This is a genomic window from Methylobacter tundripaludum SV96, assembly GCF_000190755.2.
Classification (GTDB): Bacteria; Pseudomonadota; Gammaproteobacteria; order Methylococcales; family Methylomonadaceae; genus Methylobacter_A; species Methylobacter_A tundripaludum.
The window spans coordinates 2,871,257-2,897,347 of the sequence record NZ_JH109152.1; the positions used below are offsets into that span (position 1 = coordinate 2,871,257).

At 49.6% G+C, this 26,091-nt stretch carries 21 protein-coding genes and 1 tRNA gene; 6 read left to right on the top strand and 16 right to left on the bottom strand.

Annotated elements, in window-relative coordinates; all coding sequences use genetic code 11:
- Nucleotides 1–49: 49 nt before the first annotated feature.
- On the bottom strand, nt 50–925 hold the full coding sequence (locus tag METTU_RS12875; protein ID WP_006892114.1) for a tyrosine-type recombinase/integrase: 876 nt from the start codon (nt 923–925) through the stop codon (nt 50–52).
- A gap of 275 nt (nt 926–1,200) precedes the next feature.
- Here METTU_RS12875 and METTU_RS12880 point away from each other — a divergent pair, with 275 nt between their 5' ends.
- Entirely contained in the window at nt 1,201–1,710 is a 510-nt protein-coding gene (locus tag METTU_RS12880; RefSeq protein ID WP_006892115.1) for a YkgJ family cysteine cluster protein, read from the top strand.
- 105 nt (nt 1,711–1,815) lie between these two features.
- Here METTU_RS12880 and METTU_RS12885 read toward each other — a convergent pair whose 3' ends face one another.
- The 11 genes from METTU_RS12885 to METTU_RS12935 all read right to left on the bottom strand — a co-directional run bounded on the left by METTU_RS12885 (nt 1,816) and on the right by METTU_RS12935 (nt 16,886).
- Nucleotides 1,816–2,463 (bottom strand): TIGR04282 family arsenosugar biosynthesis glycosyltransferase, encoded by a 648-nt coding sequence (locus METTU_RS12885; protein ID WP_006892116.1) that lies wholly within the window; start codon nt 2,461–2,463, stop codon nt 1,816–1,818.
- A 330-nt stretch (nt 2,464–2,793) separates the two neighbouring features.
- Nucleotides 2,794–3,585, bottom strand: a complete 792-nt coding sequence (locus METTU_RS12890; protein ID WP_006892117.1) for a sterol desaturase family protein — start codon at nt 3,583–3,585, stop codon at nt 2,794–2,796.
- A complete protein-coding gene (locus METTU_RS12895) occupies nt 3,573–4,262 on the bottom strand; it encodes a TIGR04283 family arsenosugar biosynthesis glycosyltransferase (RefSeq protein WP_006892118.1) in 690 nt (229 codons plus the stop codon). Before METTU_RS12895 ends, METTU_RS12890 begins: the two co-directional genes overlap by 13 nt.
- A gap of 252 nt (nt 4,263–4,514) precedes the next feature.
- Entirely contained in the window at nt 4,515–6,653 is a 2,139-nt protein-coding gene (recQ, locus tag METTU_RS12900) for a DNA helicase RecQ (protein ID WP_006892119.1), read from the bottom strand.
- 181 nt (nt 6,654–6,834) lie between these two features.
- The gene (locus tag METTU_RS12905) at nt 6,835–7,116 is read right to left on the bottom strand and encodes a type II toxin-antitoxin system RelE family toxin (RefSeq protein ID WP_006892120.1); all 282 of its coding nucleotides are present in this window, start codon (nt 7,114–7,116) and stop codon (nt 6,835–6,837) included.
- Nucleotides 7,117–7,136: 20 nt separating this feature from the next.
- Entirely contained in the window at nt 7,137–7,385 is a 249-nt protein-coding gene (locus METTU_RS12910) for a type II toxin-antitoxin system Phd/YefM family antitoxin (protein ID WP_006892121.1), read from the bottom strand.
- Between the two features lie 126 nt (nt 7,386–7,511).
- Nucleotides 7,512–10,925 (bottom strand): SIR2 family protein, encoded by a 3,414-nt coding sequence (locus METTU_RS12915; protein ID WP_367301504.1) that lies wholly within the window; start codon nt 10,923–10,925, stop codon nt 7,512–7,514.
- Between the two features lie 169 nt (nt 10,926–11,094).
- A complete protein-coding gene (locus METTU_RS12920) occupies nt 11,095–12,453 on the bottom strand; it encodes an IS1182 family transposase (protein WP_006889238.1) in 1,359 nt (452 codons plus the stop codon).
- 371 nt (nt 12,454–12,824) lie between these two features.
- Nucleotides 12,825–13,238: a PIN domain-containing protein gene (locus METTU_RS12925; RefSeq protein ID WP_006892122.1), complete on the bottom strand. Its 414-nt coding sequence runs from the start codon at nt 13,236–13,238 to the stop codon at nt 12,825–12,827.
- On the bottom strand, nt 13,228–13,434 hold the full coding sequence (locus METTU_RS12930) for a DUF2281 domain-containing protein (protein WP_006892123.1): 207 nt from the start codon (nt 13,432–13,434) through the stop codon (nt 13,228–13,230). The genes METTU_RS12925 and METTU_RS12930 overlap by 11 nt, the downstream gene beginning before the upstream one ends.
- Nucleotides 13,435–13,634: 200 nt before the next feature.
- Nucleotides 13,635–16,886 carry a DEAD/DEAH box helicase gene (locus METTU_RS12935; protein ID WP_006892125.1) on the bottom strand — a complete coding sequence of 1,084 codons (3,252 nt, stop codon included), beginning with the start codon at nt 16,884–16,886 and terminating at the stop codon, nt 13,635–13,637.
- A 162-nt stretch (nt 16,887–17,048) separates the two neighbouring features.
- On the opposite strand from METTU_RS12935, the gene METTU_RS12940 reads away from it, so the two are divergent.
- Both METTU_RS12940 and METTU_RS12945 read left to right on the top strand, forming a co-directional pair.
- A complete protein-coding gene (locus METTU_RS12940; protein WP_006892126.1) occupies nt 17,049–17,612 on the top strand; it encodes a Slp family lipoprotein in 564 nt (187 codons plus the stop codon).
- A 95-nt stretch (nt 17,613–17,707) separates the two neighbouring features.
- Nucleotides 17,708–17,794, top strand: a tRNA-Leu gene (locus tag METTU_RS12945).
- Nucleotides 17,795–18,438: 644 nt separating this feature from the next.
- Here the strand turns inward: METTU_RS12945 and METTU_RS24970 are convergent.
- The 4 genes from METTU_RS24970 to METTU_RS12960 all read right to left on the bottom strand — a co-directional run bounded on the left by METTU_RS24970 (nt 18,439) and on the right by METTU_RS12960 (nt 21,733).
- Nucleotides 18,439–18,633, bottom strand: a complete 195-nt coding sequence (locus METTU_RS24970; protein ID WP_169624907.1) for a type II toxin-antitoxin system RelE/ParE family toxin — start codon at nt 18,631–18,633, stop codon at nt 18,439–18,441.
- Nucleotides 18,620–20,212, bottom strand: coding sequence for an apolipoprotein N-acyltransferase (gene lnt, locus METTU_RS12950; RefSeq protein ID WP_050897780.1), 1,593 nt, complete (start codon nt 20,210–20,212; stop codon nt 18,620–18,622). The genes METTU_RS24970 and lnt overlap by 14 nt, the downstream gene beginning before the upstream one ends.
- 194 nt (nt 20,213–20,406) lie before the next feature.
- Nucleotides 20,407–21,189, bottom strand: a complete 783-nt coding sequence (locus METTU_RS12955; RefSeq protein ID WP_006892132.1) for a ParA family protein — start codon at nt 21,187–21,189, stop codon at nt 20,407–20,409.
- 58 nt (nt 21,190–21,247) lie between these two features.
- Complete coding sequence (locus METTU_RS12960) at nt 21,248–21,733, bottom strand: zinc ribbon-containing protein (RefSeq protein ID WP_006892134.1); 486 nt, start codon at nt 21,731–21,733, stop codon at nt 21,248–21,250.
- 84 nt (nt 21,734–21,817) lie between these two features.
- Here METTU_RS12960 and leuS point away from each other — a divergent pair, with 84 nt between their 5' ends.
- The 3 genes from leuS (at nt 21,818) to holA (ending at nt 26,060) form a co-directional block, all read left to right on the top strand.
- Nucleotides 21,818–24,316, top strand: coding sequence for a leucine--tRNA ligase (gene leuS, locus METTU_RS12965; RefSeq protein ID WP_006892135.1), 2,499 nt, complete (start codon nt 21,818–21,820; stop codon nt 24,314–24,316).
- A gap of 231 nt (nt 24,317–24,547) precedes the next feature.
- Nucleotides 24,548–25,045, top strand: a complete 498-nt coding sequence (locus METTU_RS12970) for an LPS-assembly lipoprotein LptE (protein ID WP_006892136.1) — start codon at nt 24,548–24,550, stop codon at nt 25,043–25,045.
- A 1-nt stretch (nt 25,046) separates the two neighbouring features.
- Nucleotides 25,047–26,060: a DNA polymerase III subunit delta gene (gene holA, locus METTU_RS12975; protein ID WP_006892137.1), complete on the top strand. Its 1,014-nt coding sequence runs from the start codon at nt 25,047–25,049 to the stop codon at nt 26,058–26,060.
- Nucleotides 26,061–26,091: the final 31 nt, after the last annotated feature.

A 26,091-nucleotide genomic window follows, 5' to 3' on the forward strand; every position in this document is an offset into this window, starting at 1 on the left:
CGCGGAAGATATCCGCCACCTCCAGTGCGGGACGCACCATGACCTTAGTCTACACCGGTTGCAATGTCTCCAGTGGACTGACCACCTCACGCAGGATATCGGTGGCTACCTGGGCATAGAGCGCCGTGGTCTCCAGCTTCTTGTGACCGAGTAACACCTGGATCACCCGAATATCCACCTTCTGTTCCAGCAAATGAGTGGCAAAGCTGTGCCTCAGCGTATGCATCGATACCCGCTTGTCAATCCGCGCCGCCTCTGCAGCGGCATGGATGGCCCGGTTGAGTTGACGGGTGCTGAGTGGATCGATGGGGTCCAAGCCAGGAAATAGCCAGCCACCTTGGAGCATTTTGCCTTGTGCATGGGCAAACTTCCACCAGGCGCGCAACCGTTCCAACAGCACCGGCGACAGCATGGCATAACGATCCTTGCTGCCTTTACCCTGTTCGATGCGCAGCGTCATACGCTGGCTGTCGATATCACCGACCTTCAGCGACACCACCTCGCTGGCACGTAAGCCGGCGCCGTAAGCCACCGATAACGCTGTCTGGTGCTTGAGATTGTCAACGGCGGCGATCAGGCGAGCCACCTCTTCACGACTCAATACCACCGGCAGTTTGTGAGGTACATGCACCGGGTGCATCTTAGTCAACAACTCAGGGCGGTCTAGCGTCGTTTCAAAGAGAAACTTGAGCCCGGTGAGGGTCGCATTCAGTGAAATCGGCGAAATACCGTGATCAACCAAATGCAATTGATAACGGCGTAAATCTTCGACGCTGGCGGTATCCGGCGAGCGCCTCAGGAAACCAGCGAATCGCTTCACAACACGGATATAACTGGCCTGAGTTTTGGGGGAAAGTTTGCGCATCCGCATGTCGTCGATCATACGTTGGCGCAACGGGGTAATGGGTTTACTTGTCGAAGTCATGACACTGCTCCTATCTTGAAACAAGGCGGATTGCCTCATTCCTTAACATAGGAAACAGTCACACTCTTTCAACCACCCTCAAGCTTATGATCGCAGCCTCAATACCGCGTGAGCGGTTTAGTCCAACGACCCAAGCCAGTCTATCGGTTTAGATCCTTAAACGGTCAATGTCGGTTTAGGGTATTATTCCGGTCATTCGAAATGTCAGTTCCATTATTACTCAGCCCATAATAAAGGGCTTTTTCAAAGCGCGACTAAAAAGGCCGGATACCCAGATGAACACACTTACCCAACTCCATGCTGATATCGAAGCGCGCGTAGGAACTATCCGTGACGACAATCTCGATTGGCTATGCCGCATGGGCTGCGACGGCTGTTGCCGACGGCTCGCCGAAGTACCCCGGCTCACGGCAGAGGAATGGGATTTGCTGCGGGACGGACTGGCCGCGTTGCCCCCGGAGCAGCTTCTGGAAATTGGCCGGAACATCGCCGCGCTGGCCGAGCAGTCATCACGCCCCATCGTTTGCCCGTTATTGGACCGGTCGGCGGGCGCCTGCCAGGTCTACGTCCACCGCCCGGTGGCTTGCCGCACGTACGGGTTCTATGTCCAGCGTGATAAGGGGCTTTACTGTAAGGACATCGAATCGCGCGTGGCTGATGGCGGCTGGGCCGAGGTGGTGTGGGGCAACCAGGACGCCGTCGATCGCCGTCTCTGCGGTCTGGGCGAGACCCGCGATTTGACCGAGTGGTTCGCGCGCTGGAAGGAGGCCGGGTACGTGGCTTGAAAGGGGCGGCATTGTCCGCAGAATATCAATCTCCGATAAGGGCTGTAGGGCATGCTCATCTGTTACAGACAATGCGTAACATCAGTAAATCATTTCTTTACGCTATCAGGTCAAATCTGAAGGCATAGCGCTTAGGGCAAGCGCCCGATACCGTTCCAAATCCTCCGGCGTATCCAAATCCCATTGTTCGCTCAGTTCGTGACGGCGAAGCTTATAGTGCTCAATGCGGTTGTGGGTTTGGTCCAGCACTCGCGTCGTTCCCCAGGGCATGTTATCAAAGAGTTCCGGATGAGGCCGGTTGAGTCCGATCAACACGTAGCCGCCGTCTTCTGCGGGAGCTATCACGACTTCATTTTCCTGATTCAAAGCGGTTAACGCTTGTTCCAGATCCTGTTCGGTTAATGACGGGCAATCGCAGCCCATTAACAAGGCGTGGGAGTAGTCGGCAAGCGCCGAGCAAAAAGCGCGGTGCATGCGTTCGCCTAAATCGACTCCTTGTTGTTGCTGAAGCGTTATCGGATAGGTTGCCGCCGATGCGGTAAAAAAAGCATGGTCGGTTGTCGGTGAGCACCAGAGTTGTACGGGGCATAAGTTGTTTTGTGTCGCCCGTTGCAGTGTTTTTTTGCTGAGTTCGATATGAAGTTCGGCGGCCTGTTCGGCGGTTAATTTCGGGATTAACCGGGTTTTAACCTGGCCGGGAATCGGGGCTTTGCAAAAAATCATCAGGACGGCGTTGGGGTATTTGTAGGTCATGATTGATGGGGTGTGGGCGGTTGAAGAATCATTTTTATACGTAGGCATTTAAGCAACGCGTCATCCCGGCAGGGAATGCCGGGATCCAGATGCCATGGATGGCAATTCTAAATTAGGCTCAAAGTCTTGTTATACGAAATCGATTTTTGAGTTGTTTTTTTCATACGATCGCTTTAGCACATCCCTGTGTTCTCGGCAACTGCTCCTGCGTTGCTCTACCTCCTGCATCCTTGCAGTCGTGGATCCCGGCAATCCCTGCCGGGATGACGGCAGTATCACTTGTGTGGGTATTCATGCTCTTGCGCGATCGTTTAAGTGCTACAGACACGGTTATCGTTTCCGCAACGCCTTAAAAGGCAGCAGCAATAACGGCACAAAGCCTAATTCATGTAATTCGCGGAAAGGCGTTAAACCGATAGCCATAGCCGTCTGAGACTGCCTGGGTTCGGCAACATAGGTTCTGCACAGCCTGTCCCAACAGGAAATCGAAAAGCCGTAATTGCTGTCGGTTTCGGCCGGAAGAGTCGAGTGATGGATACGGTGCATGTCCGGGGTGATGATCAGCCAACGCAATTTTTTATCGATTGCCGGCGGGATGTTGATGTTGCTGTGGTTAAAGGTTGCCGCGCCGTTGAGGATAATCTCAAACGCGATGACCGCCCACGGGTTCGCGCCGAGCAGAACAATGCACAGCACTTTGTACAGCATGGAAATCATGATCTCCAACGGGTGAAAGCGCACGGCGGTGGTGGCGTCGAATTCCAGGTCGGTATGATGCACCTGATGTAAATGCCAAAGCAGCGGCCATTTATGCGAAACGATGTGCTGGCAGTAAATGGCAAAATCAAGGAATAACAAGGTCGCGATAATCGACAGCCATTCGGGGGCGGCCAGCCGGTTTAACAAGCCGTAACCTTGGCCTGCGGCGGTGACTGCGCTCAGATAGGCAAGACCGCCGAGGCTTAAGCGCATGACCGCCATGTTGAATGCGGCGAGCCCCAGGTTAACCGGCCAGCGTTGCTTGCGGCTGATGTGCTGGACTCTTCTGGGGCTGACATATTCCCAGCCGATCATGATGCAGAAAATACCCAGCGCTACGGATAAACGGATTATGGTTTCCAAAACTGCCCCCTGCAATAAAGTGCGGCCAATGTTTCCGGGTCTGCGCCAAAGAAGTAACGCAGGCGCAAACTCCACATCAGCAGTATAGTCCTGTAAATGCCATAGCGCTCCCATCTTCGGCCGGAGCTGGTGACTTTAGCGTTAAGGCAAATCGGCGGGCTGATTTTTTGTAGCGTCTTGCTCAAGGCGATGTCTTCCATCAGGGCGATTTCGGGATATTGCCCCACCGCTGAAAACGCTTCCCGCCTGACAAAAATCACTTGGTCGCCGGTGGCGATGCCGGTCAGGCGGGAGCGCCGGTTCATCATCCAGGCGATCACTTTCAACATGACATGATTGCCGCTTAATCGAATGTCGAAACGTCCCCATTGCTTGTTGCCGAGGTGTCGTTCGATCAGTTGCAAGGCGTGTTCGGGCAGAGTGGTGTCGGCGTGGAGGAAGATCAAAATGTCGCCGCTTGCATGGCTTGCGCCGATGTTCATTTGCAGGGCGCGGCCTTTTTTCGAGCTTATGGTTTGGTCGGCCAAACGGGTATGGGGGGAATCAATAAGCGGCTGGTTGTCGGTGGCGTCAACAATGATGATTTCACAGTTGCTGCGTAACGCCTGCAACGGAAGCAAACACGAGGCTATGGTTTTTTCTTCATTCAGGGTTGGGATGATGATGGAAAATTTCATTGAGCGAGGAGGGTGCTAGTTCCCAAGCTCAAGCTTGGGAATTCAGTATCGGAAGCTCCAGCTTCCCGTTTCGCGAAGCTGGAGCTTCGCCTTTGGGGTTCCCAATCTGGAGATTGGGAACCCGCGTAGGTTGCCGAACGCGGCGCTGGCACGTCACGGACTGCGTCCCCGCGCCGGAGTCTGGGAACGCTACAAAACTTCGTGTCCTTCGTGCCTTCGTGGTGAATAAAGAATTTTGAGTCGCCCCCACAATCACCCCGTCTGATGCTGCAAAGCCGCTCTGATACACCGCAAAACCCCATAACTGTATTGCCCCTCAAACAGATCATAAACCGGCTTAAGCGCGTTCCGCTGGTCTTCGGGCAAGTTGATAATCGCTTCCTCTATCCGGCTGATTTCCTGCTCGGGCAATTCAACGACATCGGCCAGTACCAGCATCCCTTGCTCCAGGGACTGGGCCAGATGCCCGTATATGGTGGTGTCTTGCAACTCTCTTTGCTGGGCGATCTGCTTGACGCTGTAACCCAGCCGGAATAAGGCTACCGATTCGGCCATAGTATCCGACAGGCCGATCGGCCCGTTTTTGTTGATGTCGACAAATTCGCTGATCACCGCCAGGAATTCATCGGCGTAAAGTTCCAGTTTGCGTTCGCCGATACCGGACAGCAGGCCCATTTGCTGACGATTGGTCGGTTTGGCTTCCAGCATCGCCATCAAGGTTGCATCATGAAAAATAACATAGGGCGGCACATCCTGGGCATCGGCGATCATCTTGCGCTTGGCGCGCAACGCATTCCACAACAGGGTATCGTCGGTTTTAGCGAACTCCCGGCCGGTTTTTTTGCTGCCTTTAACTTTCTCGGCTTTCAAATCCTTGCGCAACATCAGTTGCTGTTCGCCGCGCAAAACCGGCCGACAGGATTCGGTCAGCTGCAACGCGCCGAAGCGGTCGAAATCCACGGCGACCAGTCCCCGTGCGACCAGTTGCCTGAACACCGAATGCCATTGCTGTTCTTCAATATCAACGCCTATGCCGAAGGTCGATAGCTTGTCGTGAGCGGCTTTGACAATCCGCTCGGTAGCCTTGCCGCGCAACACATCGATCAAATAGCCGACGCCGTAGCGTTGCTGGGTGCGATGGATACAGGACAACGCCTTCTGGGCTGCCACCGTTCCATCCCAGGTATTGACCGGTTCCAGGCAGGTGTCGCAATTGCCGCAGGGCTGCTCAAGCAGGTCGCCGAAATAACCGAGCAAAGCCTGGCGACGGCAATGAACCTGCTCGCATAAGGCCAGCATCGCATCGAGTTTGTGGTATTCAATGCGCTTGTGCGCTTCATCGGCATTGGAGTCCTGCAGCATTTTTCGCAACGTGATCACATCCTGCAAGCCGTAAGCCATCCAGGCGTCGGCGGGCAAGCCGTCGCGCCCGCCCCGGCCGGTTTCCTGGTAATAGGCTTCAACGCTTTTGGGCAAATCCAGATGCGCGACAAAGCGGACATTGGGTTTGTCGATGCCCATGCCGAACGCGATGGTCGCGACAATCACCAAACCCTCTTCCATTAAAAACTGGTGTTGGTGTTTGGCGCGCAAACCGGCGTCCATGCCGGCATGGTAGGGCAGGGCGTTGACACCTTTGGTTCTGAGCCATTCCGCGGTGGCATCGACTTTCTTGCGCGACAGGCAATAGACAATCCCGGCATCACCGGTATGTTCGGCGCGAATAAAGTCGATCAGCTGATCGCGGGCATTTTGTTTTTGCACGATCCGGTAACGGATATTGGGACGGTCGAAGCCGCTAAGATAAAGCTGTGCCTGCTCCAGATTCAGGCGTAATTTGATTTCTTCGCGGGTTTTGTCGTCTGCGGTTGCGGTCAACGCGATGCGGGGAATGTCCGGAAAACGCTCATGCAGCAGGGACAGTTGCAGATAATCGACCCGGAAATCGTGTCCCCATTGGGAAACGCAGTGCGCTTCATCAATCGCAAACAGGGCGATTTTGATGCGTTCGAAAAGTGCGCCGGTACGCGCCGAGGTCAATCGTTCCGGCGCGATGTATAGCAAATCGAGTTCGCCGTTAAGCAACTGCTGCTCGATTCTTCGGGATTCTTCAAGCGATAAGGTTGAGTTGAGGAAAGCGGCTTTTACACCCAGTTGCAGCAAGGCGCTGACTTGGTCCTGCATCAACGCGATCAATGGTGAAATGACGATGCCTACGCCGGGCCGGATCAGGGCCGGAATCTGGTAGCACAACGACTTGCCGCCGCCGGTCGGCATCAACACCAAGGCATCCTGCCCGGCTATCAGCTGCTCGATGACGTCCTGTTGCTGGCCTCTAAATTTGTCATAACCGAAAACGGTTTTGAGGATTTCGATTGGTTTGTTATTCATAACGCCTTTTTATCAGTTGGGTAGGCCGGAATAAGGCCATCCAAGCGCGTAGCGCGAGGTGGTGTTTCCGGCGAATTCGGCGCGAATTTAGATAGTGATTGCCGGAAGCACCAGTTCTCGCGGTCGCTCGAACCGGCTTATCTCGGCCTACATGCTCACCGTCTCTCCAGCTTGGGAATCGCTATCGCTTCGCGGCCGCCTTATAAACAGCGTTGCGTTCACGCTTGCCAACAGCCACTACAACGACGATTAACTCAGCATCCCTCACTTCGTACACCAGCCGAAAGCCCATATTACGGAGTTTGATTTTATATCGGTTTTTTTGTCCCGAGAGTTTTGAAGCCGGAACGTGCGGGTTGGCGAGCCGTTCTTCCAGCTTACTTTTGAATTGTTCCCGTACCGTGTTATCAAGTACGTGCCACTCTTTAAGCGCATCTTCCTTAAAAGCAAGGCTGTAAGCCATAAGTATATAGTTCCGTACGCTTATAAGTCGGACAAATTGACTTCGATTTCAGCTTGATTTTCGCGTGCGTCGGCGATGGCGTTCAGCTCCATATCTTCCAGTTTTTCTAGTAAGGCTTCATAGGCTTTGGCAGGGATGCAATAAAAGGCGGGCTCATTGCGATTCAGAATGGCAACGGGAAAGCCTTCGCCCGCTGCCACCGTACCCATGGGATTCTTTTTTAATTCCGAGACGCTTGCGGAGGTTTCCGCCAAAATGATGTGTGCCATGACAAACTCCAAAGCTGTATATTGGTGCTCATAATAGTACGTTTATTAGCATCCCTCAATCTAAATCCCTTAGATGGAATGGTCGGCTGGTTCCCAATCTTCAGCGTAATCCTGTTTTAACGACCTTTAATTTTTGGCATGCTTTCTTTTGTTAATTAACTTTTGGATATAGCCGGTAAAGTCTTCATTATTGGGTAATGGATAATCGTGGGGAGAGTAAGGTTTGTCTGTGGGGTTAATTAACTGCTCGAAACGGTATTGTAAAAAACGGTAATGATGTCTTTGTGAAAGCGCCAATCCCTTTTTGTAGATACTCTCAAACTCGTCTTGACCTTGTTCTTGCAGAAACTTGGCATAAAAATACAGCGCTTCAACATAATAATATTTGATATGCTCAAGTTGCTCTATGGCTTGTTGATATAACTTATTGCTGGTTTCTCCATCCGGCTCAATAAAAGCTAGCATTAGATTTTTAAGCCCGCGGGCATAGGGGTTAACTATGACCAGTTTTTCAATGTTTTCACGAGCTAACGGCATTATTTTTGAGCGGGTATAAGAAACCTGCATACGTTCAAGATGGTCTTTATCATAGAGTTTCGCCAAGTAGTTATCGATTTCTTTATAAGCTAGTAAACCTAAACTGGCACGAACTTCCAGGGGAAAAAAATTATCCTGATAACTCTCAGCTAATTGTTGGTGAAATTCACCTAAATATAATGAGAAAGCTGGAAAACCAATCCTAAAAATATCATTTTCTTTCTCATGTTTTGCCTCATATAACGCCTCACCTTCCATTCGATAAATATTGAGTGCATTATCAACCAAAAGTCGTTCGTTGACTTTTGATCTATCCAATGAAGCCAACGACTCCAGCGGAGCCAGTTGTTTTAATTCATCAAAGGCATTTTTAAAGTTACCATCAAAATAGCGAGCAGTAAGTAATATTGAGTTTACACAGAATCTATCCATGTTATCAAAGTCATTAGACCGGATACTGAGCTCGCGAATAAAACCTTTTAATGAACAAATATGTACGAAGAAACTTTTTAAATCAGCAAGAAAATCTAATAATTCTGATGTATCAATAGCAACTTGATTGCAGTAAGAGATACTTTTTAAAAAATTACCTTGTTGGCTATTGAATATTTTTAAGGCATGGCTTTTGTTTTCTTCTAGGTGATTTGCTAAAGCATCAGCCAGAGATAAGTTATATTCAAAAGCGTTTTGATAATAATTAGTATAGTTATCCCGTTGATGTAACTGTACTTCGGCAAACTTACCAACTATCGATTGCAACTTAATCTGACCGGTATTGTTTTCCAGCATGGATTTATTTTCCAGCGATTTAATGATCTTGTCGGTGATTATCGATTTATGAGGTACACCGCTTTTGTTCCGTTCACTGGTTAATCGTTTAAATGTTTCCAGATTTATCCCATCTGGGAATAGTGATAATAATTCAAAAGCTATTTTCTCATCATCGGTTAAATGATTATATGAATAAAGGATTGACCCATAGATTGATTTCTTTCTGGCGATATTAAGGTCTGATTTGTCATCAAATAGCTCTAATTCAGTCTCACTTATCTTGCTAAAAAGGTTAGTTTCCAGCTCTTCTTTTAATGCGCTTAGGCTTTTACCTTTAGGCATATTTCCGGTAATTAATTTGATTGCCAGCGGATTATTATCCAACAGGTTTTCAAGAATATCCTGCCGCAATAGAGCGATTTCATCGGCGGCAATTTTGCGTTGCTCAATACCCGAGGTAAATAACTCAAATGCTTCATCCGTGGTAAATTGGCGCATTTCATAAACGATTTCGCCCTCAATTTGCAGTGTTTCCCTTGAGGTGACGACCAGGGTGGCATAGTCACAGATAAACGATAGAAAAGCTTTTATTTGCAGGGTGTCATCGAGATAGAGCAAGGTTTCCAGGTTGTCGATAATAATTAGCCGGGGTTGACGGTCGTGATGCTCCCGTAAGTGCTGTTGGGCATCTTCGGCTTGTTCAAGGTTAAAAGCACTGGTCACTTTGTTTTTAAACTGCTGACAGTCGGTAATAAATTCACCATCAACGAAGTTGATTCCGCCTGCAAAATAACCTCGGTCAGCTAAGGCGACAGTTAGTTTTTTTATTATGGTTGTCTTGCCTATGCCGCCGGAACCTTTAATGGTCAATACGCCACTCTGATCTTCCAGCGATAATAGTTTCCGGCAAATTTGTTCAAGATCATTTGTTCTCCCGATAAAGTTGCGTACTGTTTTTGGGTCTATGTTGTCGGGTAGCGCTGTTTTTTGCTGGTGAAAATGATTATTGGGCTTTTTCTCTGTTAAAGGGGAAAAACTAAACGCTTCAGAGTTACGCAGTTGAGCATTATTAAAACAGTTAAGATTGTTTCTCTTAAATAACTGAAATATAAGGCCTGCCAACGCGCTTTTTTCAAGTTTTGGCAAGATCAGTGTGGGTAGTCTTAATGCTGAGGTGCTGGTTTCATTGGGTAGTTGATCAACAAAAATAAAAATCCCCGACACTGAGTCATTGCCGATTTGCTCTTCAAGCTCAGTGAATGACATGTTTTGACTGCACAGATGCTCATTTTCTATCAGTAGCTTGTTTTTGATGACTTTTGACAGAATTAATACATAGTCATAATCTTGCAGTTTGTTGAGGTTTTCAACGCTCAGGCAAAAATGATCGATGGAGCAGGGTATTTTTTTAAACTCTTTGAGTAAGTTGGCATAACGGTCTTTTTCACGATCATCCGAGGTTTGATCTAAAGGGTTGGCAGAGAGTAAGGCGATTTTTTTGTGGTTAATAGTTGGCTGCGGTGGAGATTGCGCCTCGATAATGGGTTTTGATTGCTGAGGAGAGTGATTAGCTAACTCCTCAATTAGTTTTACTAAGGGATCGCCAAAGTCTTCAAAAGGTATTAGCTTAATATTGGTTCCTTTGAGTTTGGCTTTAATCAGAGCTTCTTCATCTTTATGAACTAGCGCATAGTGCGGCCCGGTATTTTCAGCAAATAAAATTTGTTCTTGATGAATTTCGGAGAGTAATTCGGCATCATCCAGGCTGCATCCTATAAACAATAAACTCTGAGTTGTACTTACAGTCCTAAACGTCTTTAAAGCGGCTTTGTAGTCGCTTTCAGTGCCAGCGGCAGTGGCGTATAGTTTTTGGTAACCCTTAGGCGTAAGGATGAGTTCGGCACAATTATCAATATGTCCATGCAGATGCCAGACTAAAGGCTTGTCGTGGTTGAGCTTTTGAAAATCGGCTAATTCAGCTAATGAATGATTGTGAATTATCGAGACTTGTGCGGGTTGTTTATACGCCCATTGCAGGGTCTTATCATAGTTTAGGGTGATAATTTGGTTGCTAAGCCGCCAGATTGCCTGGGGCAGGGATGCGCTGCTAGGATTTAAAGAATCAAGTGCTGGGTCAAATTGAGATTTGAAAAAGGTATTCCAGTTGGGGCCTTTTAGGCCTTCATAAGCATATCTTGCGGCCTGCTGATAGTCTTGTTTGTCTAAAAATATTTCAACTAATTGAGCATCACTTTTTTCGGTCTGATTCCCTAGGAGGCTGTCGGATTAATAGAGCGAGCCTCCCCACTTAATCACGATTAAAATTTAAAAAAGTGGTTTATTGGGATTTTTAATGCCCATAGTTCTGTTTTATGGGCAGCTCAATGCTCTTTTTCCTCTCTCACCCTCTTAATACATGCATTCTTTTTAAATTCCAGCCTATACAGACTAAATTCCATTCACTTTGGACGGATTCCAGGCCTCGAAGCTGGAATTGCCTGAATCCCTGGACGTGTTTAATGATGCCAAACACGGTTTCGACAGTAGATTTTCGCTTGCCGTAGAGTGCTTTGCCCGCTTTGGTTGTTAAGCGATGGGTCATGGCCTCAACCGGCGGTAAGGTGCTTTCGCCTATTTCCGGCTGATGCTGAAACCGGGCGTCAAGGGCTTGGTTATGGCTTTGCCGCTTTTGGGCGATGTACGGTTTTATCTTTGCATCAGCACACGCCTTTACATTGGCTTGGCTGAAGTAGCCGGTGTCGGCCAACAGGTTGTCAACACTCCCCAAGCATTCCGGGAGCTGTTCCAGTTTGGCTAAGGCCGGTTCGATTTCTTGTTTGTCGTTGGTGTGTTGGGTGATGTGATGAGCAACGATCAGGTGGGTGGCAATATCAACACTGGCTTGGGCGTTATAGGCTTGTTCAAAACCATTAGGGGTCGGCATGATGCGGGACTCTTCATCGGTCAGGCTGACTTGATCTTTACCTTGAGGCGCATCGGTAGGCGCTTGGGGGGCTTTGCCGCCCATTTTCTTGCCGGTTTCACTCAGGTGTTGTTCACGCTTAGCCTGCTTTTCGTCATACTCGGCCTTTTCTTGCGCGTAACGCGCCTTGGCACGGGCCTGGATTTCCTGTTTGGCTTTGGCAATCACTGCTAAACGGTCTTGGCGGCGTTTGAGTTCCTTGGGTACATCCATGTCTTCTGGAAGCGGGGAATTGTCGGCGGCTTCAGCCAGTTTCATCAAGGTTTCAACTTCCTGTTTGAACTGGGCTTCCAGTTGATTGGCGTAATCCCAGCTCAAGGCTTTATGCTTGCTGGCATTGGCTTTAATCTTGGTGCCGTCCAGGCTCACCGTACCCAGCTTAAGCAGCCCCAAGGTTTGTGCAAGTACCAATATCTCGACAAATAGGCTTTCGATCTCTTTGCCAAAGCGCTTGCGAAAGCTGTTGATGGTGTCGTGATCTGGGTTTTCGTTGGCGCAGATGTATTTAAAGGCCATCGAGTCATGAGTGGCTTTCTCCAGTTTGCGACTGGAAAATACGCCGGTCGCGTAACCGTAGAACAGCAACGCCAACAGCATCGCCGGATGATAGGGGCGCTTTCCTTTGCCCGCATAGACGGCTGATAGCGTCCGTAAATCCAGTTGATCGACAATCTCGACAACAAAACGGGCCATATGATCTTCAGGCAAATAATCCTGAACACACGGGGGCAGAATGTAGGGGGTATCGCGATCAATCAGGATGAATTGGGTAGCCATTTTTGTTTTTTGATTTGGTGTTTCGATAGGGTTATTTTAACACTTTTTGCACTGCTAAATCCGACAGTCTCCTAGCTCAGTTGCTGCTAGCCTGAGCAACTCAGTCCAGCTAGGAAATACCGGATCACCTTTTTTATTTTTTATTGATTTTGATACGCCTGCTCCTACTATGGGAATCAGCCGCTTTGATTTGATGGCTTCTTGTAAACTTTGGGGAATGTTGTCCATTTAGGGGTAGGGGCTTTGCCTAATATCAATTTAATTGGTGCGCATTATGCCAGAGGTTTGGCTACACACGTAAACCTGAATGGTTGCCTTGCAAGAAATGACAAGCTTAGCTTGTCACATAAGGTACGAAATACAGCATCAATTTAAGACAAGTCGGTTTCAAAAGGATTTGTAACGGTCAATTGACCATCAAATACTTGTCCGTGCTGCATATCTTCGGAAAATAACGTCCGGCAATCTGCAAGCAATGCGGCGGCAATAATCAGGCTGTCCCAGTGCGATAGCGAATATCGTTTTGCCAAGTCGATGGCTTTACGAATCGTGTCGGTATCGACGGCTACCACTTCGCATAAATCCAGCAAACTTTCGGCTATTTCGTGAGCTTCCGATAATAAAAAACCATGTTTTCTAATCAAAACACTAACTGTTTCATTGACTACTTGGGTACTGATTACCGGTGCATCCTGAATGATTTCAATGGCGCGGGACGATTTATCCTGATCTTGCGATTCGGCGTAGATAAACAGGTTGGTGTCGGCAAAGACTCTAGCGGTCATAGCACTCTTCGCGGTTAAATTTGCCTGCTTTGAAGCGACCGCGATATTTCGCCAAAGTGGCTAGTGCATTTTCTCTGCGTATACGCTCATCATCGGCTTGTTTGGCCTTTAAGCTTTCAGCAAAATCGAGTACCTCGGCAGCGGTGTGTTCGGGTAGAGTTTTGACGGTTTCATAAATGCGTTCGGCAATGTTCATTAGATTAGCTCATTGGTTGAGTTATTATGAAGAAATCCATTCGCGTGGATATAAAACAGCATGCATCCACTGACTCATTGCTACTATACCAGATTCGAGAATTGCGACCTTCTGGATTTGAAGAGCAGTAGGAATAGAGTCGTGCAATTCGGTTTTTAATTCCCCTCACCTCACCCCTCTCCATCAGGAGAGGGGGAACCTCACAACGGCTCAAACAAAGCCGTCAAATCCTCCGCCGTCAGCTTCAAGGATTCCTCTTTTGCCCCGCCTTTGTAAATGCCTTCGGCCAGCGCGCGCTTTTTGTCCTGCATGGCGATGATTTTTTCTTCCACGGTATTTTCGGTAATGAGTTTGTAGACGAACACCGGTTTGTCCTGGCCTATTCGATGGGCGCGGTCTGCGGCCTGGCTTTCTGCGGCGGGGTTCCACCACGGATCGTATATGATCACGGTATCGGCTTCGGTCAGGTTTAGGCCGACCCCGCCCGCTTTCAGGCTGATCAGGAACACATTCACCTCACCGCTTTTAAACCGTTCGATGGCTTCATCGCGATTGCGGGTTTGGCCGGTCAGTTTGGCATAGCCGATTTTCATGTCGTTTAGTTCATTTTCAATCAGCCCAATCATCCGTGTGAATTGAGAGAACACTAAAATCCGGCGGCCTTCTTCCAGCTGTTCCGGCAATAGCTCCATCAGCAGGTCGAGTTTGGCGGATTCCTGCACTTTTTGCGCTTCCTTTAGCGACAGGGTGCGCGGGTCGCAGCAGGTTTGGCGAAGTTTAAGCAAGGCATCCAGGATGGTGATGTGGCTGCGCGACAGGCCTTTTTGGGCAATTGCATCGCGGACTTTTTTCTCCATGGTCAGGCGGATGCTCTCGTATAAGGCGGCCTGTTTTGGATACAGCGGTACGGAGCGGATGATTTCGGTTTTAGGCGGCAATTCGGTGGCGACTTCCTGCTTGGTGCGGCGCAGCATAAACGGGGCAACCCGGCGTGACAACCGCGCTCTTTGCTCGCTATCGCCATGTACTTCAATAGGTGTGCGGTAGCGTTTTTTAAACGTGGCGCTGTCGCTAAGAAAGCCCGGCATCAGGAAATCGAATTGCGCCCAGAGTTCGCCCAGATGATTCTCCATCGGGGTGCCGGTCAGACAAAGCCGGTGATTCGATTTAATGCGACGAACCAATTGCGCGGCTTTGGACAGAGGATTCTTGATGGTCTGGGCTTCGTCCAGAATCAGGTAATGGTACTCGTGCTCCAGCAGGGTTTCTTCGTCTCGTGACAGCAACGGGTAGGTGGTCAGGATCAGGTCGTAGTCCCTGATTTTGTAGAACAACTGTTTGCGTTCGGTGCCTTGCAGGATCAGGATTTTCAAGTCGGGGGTGAAGCGTTCGGTTTCCCGTCGCCAGTTGCTCATCAGGCTGGTCGGCGCGATGATCAGGCTGGGCAGGCTCATTCGTCCGCCTTGTTTTTCGAGCAACAGGTGGGCGAGGGTTTGTATGGTTTTGCCGAGACCCATGTCGTCGGCGAGTATGCCGGAGAATTTATATTCCCGTAAAAATTGCAGCCAGTTGAGTCCCTGTTGCTGGTAATGGCGCAGTTCCGCCTGCAAGTTGACAGGCAGGGCCACATCTTCAATGCCGGTAAAGTTTTTGAGTTTTTGTCCCAGTTCCCGCAATTCTTTTCCGCCGTTGATGCTGAACAAGCCCTGGTTTTGCTCTTCCAGGTCGGCCAGTGCGGCGGCGTTAAATCGGGACAGTTTCAGTGAGCCGTCTTTGCCCAGGGTGCTGCTGTTAAACAGCTCGATCAACACGTTCAGGAACGGTTTGATCTTGTCGCTGGGTAAATTCAGGTAGCTGTGCTCGCCCATCGGGATGCTGAGTATTTCCGGCAGGTTTTCCGGGTCGTAGTTTTCCAGTACCGGCATAATCAACGGCAGTAGCGGCAGGGGCTGGCCGTCAACTTCTATGGTAAAGCGCATTTCAAACCAGTCCTGCTGGCTTTCGCTGATTTGAGCGTCCCAGTTTTGGGCGGTCTGGAAGTTAAGCAGGAAACTTTCATCAATGTCGATAATCCAGCCGTCCCGCTCCAGCTCCAGCAGGGTGTTTTGGAGAAAGTCTCCCCAGCGTGCGGCGCTGTCCATTACGCTTTGTGCCGGGCTGTATAAAAACAGTTCTTGCGCGCCGATCTGCACGGCAGGGGCGGGGGCAAAGCCGTGGTCGGTCAGACGATGTATTGCCCGTTGTTCGGTTTCCGCGTCGCGTTTAATCCGTACCAGTCCCTGCTTGGTTTTTACCACGCTGTGGTCTTCCGGGGGGATCGCGGAAATGGTCCATTCGCCGTAATTGAAACCGACTGCCATAAAATGGGTGTACTGTTGGGGCGAGACCTGATGGCCGAACAGCAATAGTTTGGGCGCAGGCGTCAGCTGATCGGCTTCGATCAACTCGACTTTTTTGGGAGCGGGTAGCGGTAGGCTGGGGTGTTCAATAATCAGGCGTTGGCTGAATTCATCGGCATATTCGGGCGGGATGAGCGGGGCGGCCAGGATGCTTTTAAGTTGATCGGTCGAGAGGTTGTGGGTGTTGATTGCGCCTATCGCGCCCAAAACGTCGTCCAGGTATTGCGGCGGATCGGTCAGCAGCAAGATTGCAGGCGGGTCGATTTCGACAGTTAATTGATAAGCGCCGTTGTCGGCTGTCCGCCAGTTAAATTTTAAATCGCGGTTGGCGCTTTTTATTAACGGCGCTTGCTCAGTGTCTTGCCAGAACAGCCGACCTGTTTTCAGTAATTTGGACAAGGCTAAATAGCCGGTAGCGCCGGCAATCAGAGGTTCATCCTTAAAAGCGGGATTAAGTGCAGTCAGCAGTTTGGCAATTTCCTGGTCCTCCGGTTGAACGTAATTGAGATAGGAATAGCTGTAGCGGAGGTTGTTTAAGGTCGTTCTTCTGCCCTTATTCAAACCGCCGGTTTTCTTTGCTTTGGTGATTAGAAATTCAATGGTGAATTCATGTTTTGCGTTGCCGGGCTTGAGGATGTAAGCGATGAAATCCTGATGGGCGTCGTGCTGCCCCGGTGCTTGCTCATGAAGGCTGTCGAGCCAATCCAGACAGCTGGATTTTGTATTTGGTGCAGAAAGGCCTTGCTTGGCATTTTGGTACATCAGGCAAACAGCGGCAACATGTTTACAGTTATAGCCGATAGGGCAAGTACAGTCGCCTTCAATTTCTGCCGCACTATAGTCCGGTCGCCAGACGATGCGAATATTTTGCCGGTACGGATCTTTTTGGCTGCCTTTAACGGCGGCATTAAGTTGTACAAAAAGAGCGCCTTCGTTTGCAACAGTGAGATTGATCACCATGCCTTTTTCAAAATAGTTACGCCCACGCTCATAAAAAGCGTCGCCACATTCGTAGCGTATATCGGAACGTAGCAGTTTTTTTTGTTTATTCATAAGAGGCGGGCGAACAGTTGGACAGGGCGCTTATTGTACTGCAATCCGATGGAGTTGTCGGAATGGAATAGGTGTCTTCAACAATAGACGTATCGCCGGTTTTCTGATTAAGTACGATCAGGAAATATTGATTGAAAATCTGTAAATATCAGGAGAAAGAATATGAGACGGTACTTATTACTCATCTGTTTATTGTTGAATGCTTGCTCGAATTTGCCGCTGGCGATAAAAAATCCTCCGCAGTTTGATATTTCCTATTCCCAGGCAGTCCAGAAGATTTCCAATTATAAAGATGCGCCGGTGCGTTGGGGCGGCCTTATTATTAATGTGGAAAATGAACAAAATTTCAGCCTGGTGCAGGTGCTGTATTATCCTCTCGACAGTGGCGGTAAGCCGCAGACAGATCAACCGAATGAAGGGCGATTCCTTATTAAAAGCCCCGAGTTTCTCGATCCGGCTGTTTACACCGTAAACACGAAAGTTACTGTTGCGGGAACGCTTGCAGGCGATCTTGAACGCACGATAGGCAAAAAAGTTATGCGTTTACCGTTGATTTCAGCCACGGCCATTCACCTGTGGCCGGTTTATGTGTACGACAATCGTTACGATGGTTTCGGCTATGGTTATGGTTACAACCCCTACTATGGCGGTTATCCTTATTATTGGGGGAGTTACTATTGGCCGTCCGCCAGCCCCTTCATGCGCCCAGCCTTTCGCCCTCGTTAAGTGCTGTATTTAAGTCGGACGTAACCTTTTTTGGATATAGGTCTAGTTTATTTTTTTTGTTGCTATATAATACGCGGCTTACCAAAGTTATCGATGCCTCGGTGGCGAAATTGGTAGACGCAAGGGACTTAAAATCCCTCGTTCGTAAGGACGTGCCGGTTCGACTCCGGCCCGAGGCACCATAAAAATCAAGGGCTTAGTCAATCTGACAAGCTCTTTTTTATTGCCTGTCGTTTTCTATGCGGCATTGGCCGGGCAGCTCAAAGTAAAAATCCACCTATAAGAAGCTGTTTTAGCCGCGTAAACGTCTTTTCCGGCTATCGTCGTTATTTAAGTATCTGATGCTCGCCGCCGTCTGTATCTGTAATAAGCCCGATCCGCTAATCTGTACTGCCTATCCATGCAGTCTATTGAAAAATCCGAGATGAGCTCGGCGTTTAATATCTTTAGATAAAGAATCCATGCTTCCATTGTTAATTTTCTAAGCATCATTTTATCCCTCAATCTAAGCCGAAAATGGCGCAATAAATCGCTTTAGTTGAATGAAAATTCAAATCTAACGCGCATAAACCTAAAACAAAGTTAGTTTTGGATAGGTTTCTGTAGGATAGAGAGTTCAATTTTTTCAATCAATAGGTGCTATTACCTATCGGGTGATCGTGGTGTTGCGTTGGGAGCATATTGTAAGGTTGCTGGGAGTGACTTTGCATTCGGCAGGTAATGTTGTGTCCTTTGCTACTGTAAAGGTAAAATTTAGGCGATGCAGTTTGAAATAATTGGGGGTAGAGAGTATCTGATGATGGAAAATGCCGGGTTACGTCATCTATCATTCATCGAGTCGCTGGAGGTCTCGATAAAAATTTTCGTGTGAGCCGAAAGTTAGCAGCTTCAGGTTGTCTTCGTCGAGGGGGCGGTAAGCCTGTAGGTAGGTTCGATAGGCGAAACTTGTAAACGCGCACACCGGACAAGTCTCCAGCCTTCGCTCTTCATCGATTTCAGGATCAGCGCTAATTGCGCGCACTGCGAGTGTCGTTATTACCTAATCGATTTACAACCCCGATCCCTAGCAACAAAACCAACGCCCCCCACAATAAACCCGGCACCAGCCAGAACCAGTTTTGGTAGAAAGTGGCAGGCGGATTCTTCAAATAAGGCACTTCGTATAGGCCTGCCCAAGTCTGATGTATCGGCGAGCGTTCCAGGATTTCTCCCGATGCCAGCGATACCGTGGAAATGCCGGTGTTGGTGACGCGCAATACCGGACGGCGAAATTCCACGCCGCGCGCCAAAGTCATGTACATGTGTTGGTAGGGTTCCTGCCATGCGCCGTACCAGGAGTCGTTGGTGACGTTGACGATGAACTGTGCGCCGAGTTCAGCCAGTGAGCGGGTGAATCCGGGGAACAGGCTTTCGTAACATATTTGCGCGCCCATTTTATAGCCGTTCCAGTGCAGTAAATCGGTCGGGCCGTGGCCTCTGGCAAAGTGGCCGGTGGGCGGCAGCCATTTGCGGATTTCGGGGAATAACTGTTCGCCGGGAATGTATTCGCCAAACGCCAGCAAGATCGATTTGCTGTAATGCGGCGGCACTATCTCGCCGTCCTTATTCAGTACAAACAAGGAATTGGTAATCAGGCGGGATTCTTCCTCGACACTATATGCGCCGGTAATCAGCGGCAATTGTCGATCATGGAGAAATTGCGCGAGCGCTACGGGGTAGGGATCGAATTTAAATTGCTCGCCCAGTAATGCCGGGAATGCGGTTTCAGGCCACATCGCGAAGTCGATTTTTGCGTCTTGATGGGTTTTGAGTGCGTTATCGGTCAGCGTGATATAGCGATTGAATATTTCCTTGCCGTAGCCTTTGCCTAATTCCGCGGCCAGTTTTTCCGCGTTTTCGATATAGGCCTGAATCATCAGCGTTTTAAACGACGCATCCGGTTGCGGCAGTCTGTTTTTAAGCCACAGGCCGCCGATATTCAGCAGGATAAAGCCTGTCACGACAGTCGCCAGTATGATTTTACCGGCGTTCTGTTTGCGCTGTTCCCAGGCCATATAAAGCGGCAGGTTGCAAAGCAGTGTCGCGGCGCTGAGTCCGCTAAAGCCGATTACTTCCGCCCAATGGTAAACGGGAATATTTGCGCCATACCAGGAATAGCCGAAGTTCCAGTCGAACAGGGTCAGCGAGTAGGCTTCGCAGAGAATAGTGATCAGCGCCATCAGCCACAGCGAAAGCCGTTTTGACCACTGGAATTTGTTTCGCCCCCAAAACCACAATACACCGGCCAACGGCACAAACAGGTGGGCTATTAAGCCATAAACCAACATGCCGATAACCGCTACAGGCCAGTCCAGATGGGCAAATTCATGTAACAGGTAAGTGACCCAGTTAAAGCCGATCAGCGTGAACACGAAAGAGGTGATCATGCCGCCGAGAAAAACGTTTTTTAGGCGGGTTTGCTGATTCCAGAAAATCCATAATGGAATGAAACAGAATAACGAAGCCCAGGGCGGGAAGGGGATGTAACTGGTACCGATTAGGACGCCGGATAGGATGGGCAGTAGCCAGGGCTTTAGGTTGCCGGGTGTAGCGCTGTTCATAGTGTTAAGGGTTGTGGTGTGATTGTGCGGGGGAAGGCGCTGGTTTCCAGTTTCGTGAGACGGGAAGCTGGAGCTTGGGAGTAAGCCCAAACCGGCAATTTTCATTTTTCCGCCTAATCTGCTTTCCTCATCGCTGGAGCGGTACTGGATGCATTCCCACGCCGGAGCGCGGGAACGATGAATGCGTTTACAACTTAACTGCCATGAATCTCTGCATGTAACGCGCGGTATTCGTCAGTCAGTTTATGATTGGGAACATAATGCACCAGCGGTTTTGATTCTGAGTGCGACTCCCTGACTTTGACCGATGGCGAGATCATTGCGGCCAATACCGGCAGCCCTTCGGCAATAAGCTCTTCGACTATCTGACGGGGCATATTGGCTTGTTTTTGATATTGGTTGACGATGATGCCTTCAACTTCAAGATTCTGGTTGTGGTCGGCTTTGACTTCCGCCACCACCTGCATCAGTGAATACAGGGCTTCTCTGGCAAAGGTATCGCAATCGAAAGGAATCAGGCATTTTTCGGCCGCGATTAACGCGGACTGGCTGTAGAAGTTCAGGATCGGCGGCGTGTCCATATAGATCTCGTCAAAGCCTTCGAGCTTTTCCAGTGCTTCTTTTAATTTGAAGATTTTCATCCGCGATTCCAAGCGGCTTTGCAACGGTTCAAGCTCGGGGTGGGATGGAATCACAAACAGGTTGGGGAACGGCGTCTCATGTATGGCGCTTTCAAGACCTGACCCGGATGAACCGCCGCCAAACAGGGACAAGCTCAGGGTATCTTTAAAGAAGTGGGCAATGGTTTTGTCGCTATCGCTGACTTTATTGCCGAGCAGGTATTGCGTTGAATTGCCCTGAACATCGAGATCGATAACTAATGTACGCTTGCCTTCAACAGCACTGATGGCGGCTAAATTGCACGTAATAGTAGATTTGCCGACGCCGCCTTTCTGGTTGAAAATGACTCTGCGCATGTTATCCCCGTTAAATCAAATAGTTGAAAGTCGCATTATAAGGCTTGGACCGGTAATATCAAATGCGGATAAAGGTTTTGCCATGACATTTCGGGCATTCAGGGATTTCGCTCGGTGTTTTAAAAGCAATTTCCTTGCCGCAGTCGTCACAGATAAAAGTGCCCGGCACGGTAATGTCGCCGGTGTGATAGGTGTGTGCTTTTGCCAATTCTTCCAGTTTTGCCAGTTCCAGGCGAGTTTTATCGGCAACGCTCAAAAAAGCGTCCAGCGCGAAATTTTCAATCAGCTCAACATCGAACTTAAACCATTCAGACAACGAGTCCTTATCTTCCTCGGTTGATAAACCCTGAGCCGCATGTTCAACGTCGCGTTTAACATACTCTGAAACTCTGTCCAGTTCATCGCTGGTCAAATCGCTGTCTTTTCTGGTTTTTTCTTTTGAAATTTCCAGCGCTTCGGCAAACGAATGCAGCGTATCTTCCATGGTTTCATGGAGATGCTTCATAAAATCGGTATAGGCGGTGACAAGTTTGTTTTTATTCATGGGGTTCAACTCCTGAAAATGACGCTTTAGATTTAAGCAACTGTACGGTATTCTAACGCTTTTGACTGGTAAAAGACGAGAAGGATGCAAGAAAATTATAAGCCGTTGGCAATCGAGCAAGAAGTACAGGCCGCCTGGGACGCTTCGGGCGTGTTTAATGTGTCTGAATCGTCAACACAAGATAAATATTATTGTTTGTCCATGTTCCCTTACCCCAGCGGCAAGCTGCACATGGGGCATGTCCGCAACTATACCATTGGCGACGTCATCAGCCGCTATCAGCGCATGTTGGGCAAGAATGTGTTGCAGCCTATGGGCTGGGACGCATTCGGCCTGCCGGCGGAAAATGCCGCGATGCAGCACGGCGTACATCCGGCCGATTGGACCTACAGCAACATCGACTATATGCGCGACCAGCTCAAACGGCTGGGTTTCGGCTATGACTGGAATCGCGAATTAGCTACGTGCGATCCCTCTTATTATAAGTGGGAGCAATGGTTCTTCCTCAAGTTGCTGGAAAAAGGCCTGGTTTATAAAAAAACCGCGCCAGTCAACTGGTGCCCGCATGACATGACCGTTCTGGCTAACGAGCAGGTTATCGATGGCTGCTGCTGGCGTTGCGATACCCAAGTCGAACGTAAAGAAATCGCCCAGTGGTTTTTAAAAATCACCGCCTATGCAGATGAATTGCTCGCCTCGCTGGAAACCCTGGACGGCTGGCCGGAACAGGTCAAAACCATGCAGGCCAACTGGATAGGGCGCTCCGAAGGTGTGGAAATGAGTTTTCCGGTGCCTGAGGCGGATCAGCCTTTGAGCATCTATACCACGCGTCCCGACACGCTGATGGGCGTGACTTATCTTGCTGTGGCGGCGGAACATCCTCTGGCGTTGAAAGCCGCAGAAACCAATGCTGAAATCAGCGCGTTTATCGATGACTGCAAGATGATGGAAACCTCGGAAGCGGCCATGGAAACCATGGAAAAGCGCGGCATCGATTCCGGCATCAAAGCGGTTCATCCGATCACCGGAGAGCAAGTTCCGGTGTGGATTGCCAATTTTGTGTTGATGGGTTACGGCACCGGCGCGGTGATGTCCGTTCCGGCTCATGATCAACGCGATTTCGAATTTGCGCTTAAGTACGGCATCGCCATCAAACAGGTGATTTTTGCCAAAGACGGCGGGGACGACGACTGCATGGATGCAGGAGGTAGAGCAATGCAGGGAGCGATTGCCGACGATTGTTCAGAGCAGGCTTACACCGTAAAGGGCGTGTTGAAAAACTCAGGCGCGTTTGACGGCTTGACCTCGGAACAGGCTTTTACGGCCATTTCAGAAGCGCTGGAAAAAGACGGCAAAGGCCAGCGGAAAACCAATTTCCGCCTGCGCGATTGGGGCGTTTCCCGTCAGCGTTACTGGGGCGCACCGATTCCGGTTATTTATTGCGACGACTGCGGCACGGTTCCGGTTCCCGAGCAGGATTTGCCGGTCGAACTGCCTAGAGACGTGGTGCTGGACGGCTCGCAATCTCCGCTGGTCGCTCATCCGACTTTCTCCCATACGACCTGTCCAACCTGCGGCAAAGCGGCGCGCCGGGAAACCGATACTTTCGATACTTTTATGGAGTCGTCCTGGTATTTTGCGCGCTTTGCAGGCAGCAATCCGGACAGCATGCTCGATGAAAGCGCTAAATACTGGTTGCCGGTCGATCATTATATCGGCGGCATCGAACACGCTATTTTGCATTTGCTGTATGCGCGGTTTTATACCAAGTTGCTGCGCGATGAAGGCTTGCTGGTTTGCGATGAGCCGTTCAAAAAGCTGTTGACTCAAGGCATGGTGCTCAAGGACGGCAGCAAAATGTCCAAATCCAAGGGCAACACCGTTGATCCGCAAGGCCTGATCGACCAATACGGCGCCGATACCGTGCGTCTGTTTATCATGTTTGCAGCGCCGCCTGAGCAATCGCTGGAATGGTCCGACAGTGGCGTAGAGGGTGCGTTCAGGTTCCTGAAACGGCTTTGGAAGCAGGCTTATCAGCATTGTGAGGCGGGCGGTTCTACGGTGCCGCTGGATAAACAGGCATTAACCGAAGAGCAGCAGGGCGTCCGTCGCCAGCTGCATTTGGCTATCCAGAAAGTAACTGATGATTTCGGTAGGCGTTATACCTTTAATACCGTTATTGCGGCGAATATGGAGCTGATCAATACTTTATCCAAATTTGATGATGATTCCGACAACGGCAAGGCGGTTCGACATGAAGCATTGGAAGCCATTGTGCTGATGTTATCGCCGATAGTGCCGCATATCTGTCATCAATTGTGGCTGGATTTGGGGCATCAGCAGGCGGTGGTCAGCGCGTCATGGCCCGAGGTTGATACAACGGCTTTGGAGCAGGATACCCTGGAGCTGGTGTTACAGGTCAACGGCAAATTGCGCAGCAAGATGAAGGTGTCGGTCAATGCATCTAAAGATGAAATAGAGACTATGGCGCTGAGTGATGAGCATATCAAGCGCTTTATTGAAGACCAGCCGGTCAAAAAGGTGATCGTGGTGCCTAAGAAATTGGTCAATATTGTTGTTTAGGTGAAAGACGAAGGGCGAAGGGCGAAAAAAAGCTTGCATTTGGGTTTAAGGAGCGCTGCAATTTTTAGCCTTTAGCCTTTAGCCTTTAGCCTTTAGCCTTTAGCCTTTAGCCTTTAGCCTTTAGCCTTTAGCCTTTAGCCTTTAGCCTTTAGCCTTTAGCCTTTAGCCTTTAGCCTTTAGCCTTTAGCCTTTTCAGTATCACCTGTGTTCTATTTATTTATGGGAGAGTGTGTGTTAACAAAAAAAGCAGTCATCTTTGTTGCTGCGTTGTTATTGAGCGCTTGCGGCTATCATTTGCGGGGCGCTTTTGAATTGCCTGCAAATATGAAAAATATTTATGTGGAGGGTGGATCAGGGCCGCTACGCGAACAATTCGGCCAGGTCATGAAGACATCTTCCGGGCAGCTCGCCGATTCCCGCAAGGGGGCGGGTATTGTTATCAAGATCTTTAACGAAGATTTTAATCGGCGCGTGTTGTCGTTGAGTACCCGAGGCAAGTCTAACGAGTTTGAGCTTGTTTATCGCCTGGATTATGAGTTTGCTAATGCCAAAGATGCCCAGTTGATGGCGCGGCAGCCTGTTGAAGTCAGGCGCGAGTATTACAATGATCAGCAGTTTATGATTGCCAAAGATAACGAAGAAGCGGTAATACGTAATGAAATGTATCAACAGGTCGTGCAAACCATTATTAACCGTGCCAGGGTCGTATTAGAGGCGGGCGCTAAATAACATGCGGCTAAAGCCCGAACAGATAGCGGCGGCGTTGCAAAAGGGTTTGGCGCCGGTTTATTTTATTAGCGGCGACGAGCCGTTGCAGCTGGGCGAGATGGCTGATGCGGTCAGGGCCGCGGCGCGAAAGGAAGGTTATGATAGCCGCGAAGTTCTTGTTGCCGACTCTAGCTTTTCATGGAATGAATTAACGGAGTCGGCAGGTTCGCTATCTATTTTCGCCGATAAAAAAATCATCGATTTAAGATTGCCCTCCGGTACGCCGGGCGCGGATGGCTCAAAGGCTTTAATCGCCTATTGCGAACGCTTGCCGGAAGATACGCTGTTACTGATCACCGCAGCAAAGATGGCCGGTGCTTCATTAAAAGCGCGCTGGTTTCAGGCTTTGGATAAGGTCGGTTGTGTTGTTCAGGTCTGGCCGTTAGAAGGTCAAGACTTGATTCGCTGGTTGCAGCAAAGAATGCAGCGGCGGGGGCTGCAGGCTGAAACGGAAGGTATAAAGATATTGGCTTCCAGGATTGAGGGTAATCTGTTGGCGGCCGCTCAGGAAATAGAAAAACTGTATGTGTTATACGGTGAAGGTCGCCTCAGCAATCAGCAGATTTCCGATGCGGTGGCGGACAGTTCCAGATTCGATGTGTTTAAGCTGATGGATAGCGTACTGGCGGCCAGAGTAGGGCGGATTTTCAAGATCTTGTCCGGCTTGCAGGCGGAAGGCGTTGCGGCCCCGGTGGTGTTATGGGCTTTGACGCGGGAAGCTCGGGTGTTAATCAGGATTAAGCAGGCGCTGGCTCAAGGGCAAAATAGGGCGGTGGTCTTTAAAAACAACCAGATTTGGGACAAGCGCCAGCAGTTGGTTAGCGATGCGTTGAACAGATTGGGCGACAGCGATCTCAATAGTATCCTTACCTTGAGTGCAAAGGCGGATCGGCAGATTAAAGGGCAGCAGCAAGGGGAGCCCTGGGAAACGTTGTTGGCTGTTTGCCTGATGTTTGCGATAAAGGCGAAAGGTTAAAGGCGAAGGGCGAAGGGCGAAGGGCGAAAAA